Annotated in this window: 6 protein-coding genes, 1 tRNA gene and 1 pseudogene; 4 read left to right on the top strand and 4 right to left on the bottom strand. The window is 66.3% G+C overall.

Going from position 1 to position 6000, the window contains the following annotated elements; genetic code table 11:
- The first annotated feature begins 32 nt into the window (after positions 1 to 32).
- The 3 genes from ACK5IR_RS01465 (at position 33) to rsmD (ending at position 3134) form a co-directional block, all read left to right on the top strand.
- Positions 33 to 1223 carry a GNAT family N-acetyltransferase gene (locus ACK5IR_RS01465; protein ID WP_416925186.1) on the top strand — a complete coding sequence of 397 codons (1191 nt, stop codon included), beginning with the start codon at positions 33 to 35 and terminating at the stop codon, positions 1221 to 1223.
- 135 nt (positions 1224 to 1358) lie between these two features.
- Positions 1359 to 2567, top strand: coding sequence for an NAD(P)/FAD-dependent oxidoreductase (locus tag ACK5IR_RS01470; protein WP_416925188.1), 1209 nt, complete (start codon positions 1359 to 1361; stop codon positions 2565 to 2567).
- On the top strand, positions 2568 to 3134 hold the full coding sequence (gene rsmD, locus ACK5IR_RS01475) for a 16S rRNA (guanine(966)-N(2))-methyltransferase RsmD (RefSeq protein ID WP_416925190.1): 567 nt from the start codon (positions 2568 to 2570) through the stop codon (positions 3132 to 3134).
- Positions 3135 to 3180: 46 nt separating this feature from the next.
- On the opposite strand, the gene ACK5IR_RS01480 is transcribed toward rsmD, so the two are convergent.
- Together ACK5IR_RS01480 and ACK5IR_RS01485 are read right to left on the bottom strand one after the other, a co-directional pair.
- Positions 3181 to 3714: an IS630 family transposase gene (locus ACK5IR_RS01480; RefSeq protein WP_416925196.1), complete on the bottom strand. Its 534-nt coding sequence runs from the start codon at positions 3712 to 3714 to the stop codon at positions 3181 to 3183.
- A 308-nt stretch (positions 3715 to 4022) separates the two neighbouring features.
- A tRNA-Val gene (locus ACK5IR_RS01485) sits at positions 4023 to 4098 on the bottom strand.
- Between the two features lie 151 nt (positions 4099 to 4249).
- Here ACK5IR_RS01485 and ACK5IR_RS01490 point away from each other — a divergent pair.
- Positions 4250 to 4378: pseudogene (locus ACK5IR_RS01490) on the top strand (IS5/IS1182 family transposase); the annotation flags it as partial.
- Between the two features lie 274 nt (positions 4379 to 4652).
- On the opposite strand, the gene ACK5IR_RS01495 reads toward ACK5IR_RS01490, so the two are convergent.
- Together ACK5IR_RS01495 and ACK5IR_RS01500 are read right to left on the bottom strand one after the other, a co-directional pair.
- On the bottom strand, positions 4653 to 5279 hold the full coding sequence (locus ACK5IR_RS01495) for a TIGR02217 family protein (RefSeq protein ID WP_416925192.1): 627 nt from the start codon (positions 5277 to 5279) through the stop codon (positions 4653 to 4655).
- Between the two features lie 61 nt (positions 5280 to 5340).
- Positions 5341 to 6000, bottom strand: a 660-nt coding sequence (locus ACK5IR_RS01500) for a phage tail tape measure C-terminal domain-containing protein (protein ID WP_416925194.1), incomplete at its 5' end; no start/stop codon positions are given.

Raw genomic sequence — 6000 nt, forward strand, 5'->3', positions numbered from 1 at the left:
CAAGTGTAGGGCCGAGGGCAGGCGGGAATTCCATGGATACCACAGAAACCCAGATCGAGGTCGAGGTTCTTCCCGGTCTCGCACACATCCCCGCCGGGGAGTGGGACGGTTGCGCCTGCCCGGAGGCCGCGGATGGCGGGCGGCCGCGCGACCCTTTCACCACCCACCGTTTCCTTTCGGCACTGGAGGAAAGCGGCTCGGTCGGCCCGGGAACGGGATGGCGACCATCGCATTTGGTGGCACGGCTGGACGGGCGTCCCATCGCCACCGCGCCTCTCTACGTCAAGAGCCACAGCCAGGGCGAATACATCTTCGATCATTCCTGGGCACATGCATACGAGAACGCGGGCGGCGACTATTATCCGAAGCTGCAGATCGCCGTGCCGTTCACCCCCGCAACCGGGCGGCGCTTCCTGACCAGGCCCGGCTACGAGGCGATCGGGTCTTCGGCACTGACGCAGGCGGCGGTGCAACTGGCGGCGAACAACGGGATATCCTCGGTCCACATCACCTTCTGCACCGCCAGAGAGGCCGGCGAGGGCGAGGCGATGGGCCTGATGCACCGGCGCAGCCAGCAGTTTCACTGGGAAAACGCGGGCTACGCGGATTTCGACGCCTTTCTTGCCGCCCTTTCGTCGCGCAAACGCAAGATGATCCGCAAGGAGCGCGCCACCGCCCGGGGCTTTGGCGGCACGATCCGCAGCCTGACCGGTGACGATATCCGCCCCGCGCACTGGGACGATTTCTGGGCCTTCTATCAGGACACCGGAGCGCGCAAGTGGGGCAGCCCCTATCTGACCCGCGATTTCTTCGACATCCTGCATGAAACGATGCGCAACGATGTGATGCTCGTTCTGGCGGAGCGTCACGGCACGAACATCGCCGGCGCGCTCAATTTCATCGGGCGCGACACGCTTTTCGGACGCTACTGGGGGGCGCTCGAACACCACCCCTGCCTGCATTTCGAGGCCTGCTACTACCGGGCAATGGATTTTGCCATCGCGCAGGGGCTTGCCACCGTCGAGGCTGGCGCGCAAGGCGAACACAAGATCGCCCGCGGTTACCTGCCGGTGAGCACCCATTCGCTGCACTGGGTTGCCGACCCGGGGTTCGCCCGCGCCGTCAGGGAATTCCTGATCGCCGAATCGCGTGCGGTGGACGAGGAAAACGAGATTCTGACCAGCTACGGACCCTTCCGGAGCAGCGGACGGGATCACGACTGACCGGAAACCGGCAGTCATGACATATGTCCCGCACCCGGCACCGTTCGCAATCGCCCGGCGGACGGCCGCCGATTGCCTTCCCGCCGGTCGAGGCTGTAGGTTGGCCCGCAACGGTAAAGCGGATGGAAAGGTGCCATGTCGGACATTGTAATCGTCGGCGCGGGACAGGCCGGGGCCGCGATGGCGGCAAAACTGCGGACCGAGGGCTTTGCCGGCCGGATCACCCTGATCGGCGAAGAGCCGGTACCGCCCTATCAGCGCCCGCCGCTGTCGAAAAAATACCTGCTGGGCGAGATGGAGCTCGAGCGGCTGTTCCTGCGGCCGGCGAGTTTCTATGCCGAAGCCGATATCGATCTGCTGACAGATACCAGGGTCGACGCGATCGACCGGGGCGCCCGCAGTGTGATCTTCGGGGGCGATTCACGGCACTACGATCAGCTTGCGCTCTGCACCGGCTCGGCTCCGCGCCTTCTTCCGGCGGCCATCGGTGGGGCGCTCGGAGGCGTGCATGTGGTGCGGACCCTGCGCGATGTCGACCGTATGGCCAGCGAGGTGCACCCCGGCGCGCGGGCGCTGATCGTCGGCGGCGGGTATATCGGGCTCGAGGCGGCGGCGGTCGCCAGCAAGCTCGGGCTCGACGTGACACTGATCGAAATGGCCGGGCGCATCCTCGGCCGGGTCGCCGCCCCCGAGACCTCGGATTATTTCCGCGATCTGCACACCCGCCACGGCGTGACGATTCGCGAGGGAACCGGCCTCGAACGCCTGACGGGCCAGGGGCAGGTCACCGGCGCCCTGCTGTCGGACGGCACCGAACTGCCGGTGGATATCGTGATCGCCGGCATTGGCATCGCGCCGGCAACCGCACTGGCCGAAGCGGCGGGACTGACCATCGACAACGGCATCGCCGTCGACGCGCGGGGGCGCACCTCGGATCCGCATGTCTGGTCGGCGGGCGATTGCGCCTCGTTCCCGCTCGGCGGCGCGCGTATCCGGCTGGAAAGCGTGCAGAACGCCATCGACCAGGGCGAGCTTGTGGCGCGCAACATGCTGGGGGCCGGCACCGATTACGACCCCAAGGTCTGGTTCTGGTCCGATCAATACGACGTGAAGCTGCAGATCGCGGGCCTCAACAGCGGATTCGAACGGGTGGTGGTGCGGCCGGGCACGCAGGACGGTGCGGTCTCGCACTGGTATTTCGCCGACGGCCGGCTGCTGGCGGTCGATGCGATGAACGACCCGCGCGCCTATATGGTCGGCAAGCGCCTGATCGACGCCGGCAGATCGGCAGACCCGGCGGCGGTGGCCGATCCGGCCTGCGATCTCAGATCGCTGCTCGGCTAGATGCGGATCATCGCCGGAACGAACCGTGGGCTGGCGCTCGCTTCGGTCGGTCGCGGCGATCCGGCCGCCCACCTGCGCCCCACCTCGGACCGGGTGCGCGAGAGCCTGTTCAACCTGCTGGCCCATTCCCATGGCGATCCGGTGCCCGGCGCCCGGGTGCTTGATCTGTTCGCCGGAACCGGCGCGCTGGGGTTCGAGGCGCTTTCGCGCGGCGCGGCGCATGCGACCTTCGTCGACGACGGCGGCAAGGCACGGGCGCTGCTGCGCGAGAATATCGAAAGAACGCACAGCCAGGGCGTAACCCGTGTATTCCGGCGCGACGCGACCCGGCTGGGCGCACTGCGCGGCGCGCCCTGTGATCTGATCTTCCTCGACCCGCCCTATGGCAAGGGGCTGGGCGAGCGGGCGCTCGCCTCGGCCGGCGCCGGCGGCTGGCTTGCCCCCGGCGCACTGGTAGTCTGGGAGGAAAACGCACCACAGGACGCACCCGAAGACTTCACCGCCATCGACCGGCGCCAATACGGCGACACCCATGTCACCATCCTGCACTGTGTGTCAGATACTTGATATGGCGGGCGTTATTGCACAAAGCGTTTGAAGGCCGGACTTTCCCTTATCCCCAGGCAGACTTATCCTGCGGCTTCCGTGCCGGATATGCCAAGTCCAGTCTAATACCAACGTGCCTATGTATTGACCGCTTTTGCATATTCGCGGGTGGTGATTGATCTGATGCGTTCGGGATCGTTGGCGAAGAAATTCCACGCGTCGCAACTCGGTCGATGATGTTTTCGCAGGTGTCAAAGACCGGGATGGCGAGGCGGTTGGCGCGCAGCCAGGCCCAGATGTTCTCGACCGGGTTCAATTCGGGCGCATAGGGCGGGAGCGTCAGGATGGTGATGTTGTCCGGGATGTGCAGCGCCGTGGAGCCATGCCAACCCGCGCCGTCCATCACCAGCACGGCGTAGGCCGCTGGGGCGACAGCCTTTGAGATTTCGGCAAGATGGGCGTTCATGGCCGAGGTATCGGCGCGGGGCATGACCAGCGCCGCAGTCGCGTCGCGGGCCGGGCAGACGGCACCGAAGATGCAGGCCCGTTCGTAGCGGGTGTCGCGCGGTGCGCGGGGGCGGGTTCCGCGTTCGGCCCAGATCCGGGTGACGTCTCATCGCGGAAGTGGATCAATCTCAGACTCGGTTGCGCGAAGAGAATACTCGTCACCGGCGCGTATCCGGATCAGAAGGCGTAAACCAACCGACGATGTCCGGCGAACCAACCACGCCTTCGCGGTTGGGCAGACTCTACATTAAAGTGAGGGAGGTTCCGGGGGGCAGGTCACGTGGGCTACTTCAACCAGCTCGAAACCGGCCAGCAGGGGCAGAGAGTGGCTTAAATCACGCCGAAAACTGTCCACGAGGTGGGAGTAGCTCGCTTCGCAAAACGAAAAAAGTCAGTAAAATATGGTGGGTGATGAGAGACTCGAACTCCCGACATCTTCGGTGTAAACGAAGCGCTCTACCAACTGAGCTAATCACCCGCTGACGCGGCTGATAGCGCATGCTGCGGACCGGTGGCAAGGCTCGCGATGTCGATGGCCGAAGAATCGCAGCATCGGAATCCTCCTCCGGCTTTGTTGCGCAAATACGTAGGGGATTCATCTTGCGAATCCAGCATGATAGCTGGGTGGTATGGGCTGTTGGGCCCCGACGAAGTACAAGACCACGAACTGGCAATCGTCCAATAGCGCGCTGAAGCAGCGCAGATCGCTGTCGATCTGGTTTGATCCTGAGATGATCTGGACGCCGCAGCCTGCGGGGACCCCGACCAGATAGGCGGCCGAGCCCGCCGCGCCCCCGGCCGGGATGGCCTCGGGCGGCAGGCCGAGCCAGCGGGTGATGATCGCCATCGACAGGCTGCCCATCCCGGCGGCAATCAGACCGCCGAGCAGGATGTGGCGGAGCGCGTCGCGCAGCCGCATTTTTGTCGTCAGCGCGTTGGTCGCGCCCCCGAGCGCGCCCCAGGCGGCAAGGATCACCGCCGTGGAGGCGAGCAGTTCCTTCAGCGCCGCCGCCGGAAATCCGGTTTCGTCATTCATCGTCGGATCTCCAGAAGCGGGATGGAGGTGATCGAGCCCAGCCGCTCGAGATCGAGCGTCACGTCGAGCGCGTCGGTGTCGAAGCGGACCGGAACATCGAACTCGAAGCCTGCAGTGATGGCGACGCCAGCGCCCGGCGCGGTGGTGCAAGTGATGACGCCGGTCGTGGTATCGACGGACCAGCCGGACGCCTGCGATGCACTGTTCAGAGCGACGGTGACCGAGCCCGCGACCGGCTTGGCGATGGTCCGCACCCATGTCTGGCTGCCCGAGACGTAGCGCTTCACCAGCTGGAAGGCGGTCGTCGTGCCGTCACCGGTGCCGATCACCTGGTCTGTTGGTGCGGGTGTCCCCGAGGGCAGGCAGGATTTGTGATCGCCCCAGTCCTTGAACCGGAAGCCATGGAGGCGACCATTGCGGGCCTCGAAGAAGGCGACGACCGCCGCCAGATCGTCGGCGCGGCGAATGCCGTAGGCCACATCGTAGCGGCGTCGCGAATTAGCCCAACTGGCGTTGCGTTCCTCGTCGCCCGAGGCCAGTTCGACGATCTGGGTGCGCCGCTCGGGCCCGCCGCGCGCGCCCCGGCCGATGTTGTCCGGGAACCGAACCTCATGGAACGCCATCAATTCTCTCCGTGGTTCGTGCTCTGGCCCCCGCAACCGGTTCCCACTTGCGGGGTCGCGCTCACATGCCCCTCCGCCCGAGCGAGACCGCCCGGGCGATGTCCGCCGCGACCTGGGTTCGGGACTGCCGGAAGCTCTCGGCATCACGGGCCATGATGGTGACATTGATCCCGCTGGCCGCGCCGTAGCTCTGCGCCTCTCGCCGGGAGAGCACCCGCTCGCCCCGTTGCAGGATCGCCGGAACCTCGTCGTGCCGAAGGCCGACAGCGCCGCCAGAATGCATCCGGGGAGCGGCGGCGAAGGCCATGGCCGGGACCATGCGCGAGGGGCCGGCCGATCCGACCATGCCGCCTGCGTGCAGGATGTTGGCGAAGATGCCTCCCGCGCCGCCGAGCGCGCCCGAGAGCGCGTTGGCGATGGGACCGAGGATGAAGCGCCGCGCCGCCAGTTTCGCCAGATCGGCGATGAGCGAGGTCACGAGGTCGCGGAAGTTCAGCTTGCCGGTCTTCACGAAGTCCCCGACCGCGTCCTCGGCCGACTGAAATGCGCTGACGAGGCTCTGGCCGATATCGACGCCGATCTCTCGGGCCCGGCTGGCATAGTCCGAGAGCGCCGCCGTCACCGCCTGCCATCCGGTCAGCTCACGCTCGGCTCCTTCGCCAGCGGCGGTTCCGGCATCGCGGGCAGCACCTCCGGCGCCATTGGCTGCGGATGCAGTGCC

Origin of the sequence: Tropicimonas sp., from assembly GCF_047971885.1 — a bacterium.
Classification (GTDB): domain Bacteria; phylum Pseudomonadota; class Alphaproteobacteria; order Rhodobacterales; family Rhodobacteraceae; genus Tropicimonas.

Bases quoted from the DNA above. Each gene is read 5' to 3' on its own strand.
- ACK5IR_RS01465 (WP_416925186.1), top strand. From the start codon at position 33: ATGGATACCACAGAAACCCAGATCGAGGTCGAGGTTCTTCCCGGTCTC.
- ACK5IR_RS01470 (WP_416925188.1), top strand. From the start codon at position 1,359: ATGTCGGACATTGTAATCGTCGGCGCGGGACAGGCCGGGGCCGCGATG.
- rsmD (WP_416925190.1), top strand. From the start codon at position 2,568: ATGCGGATCATCGCCGGAACGAACCGTGGGCTGGCGCTCGCTTCGGTC.
- ACK5IR_RS01495 (WP_416925192.1), bottom strand. From the start codon at position 5,279: ATGGCGTTCCATGAGGTTCGGTTCCCGGACAACATCGGCCGGGGCGCG.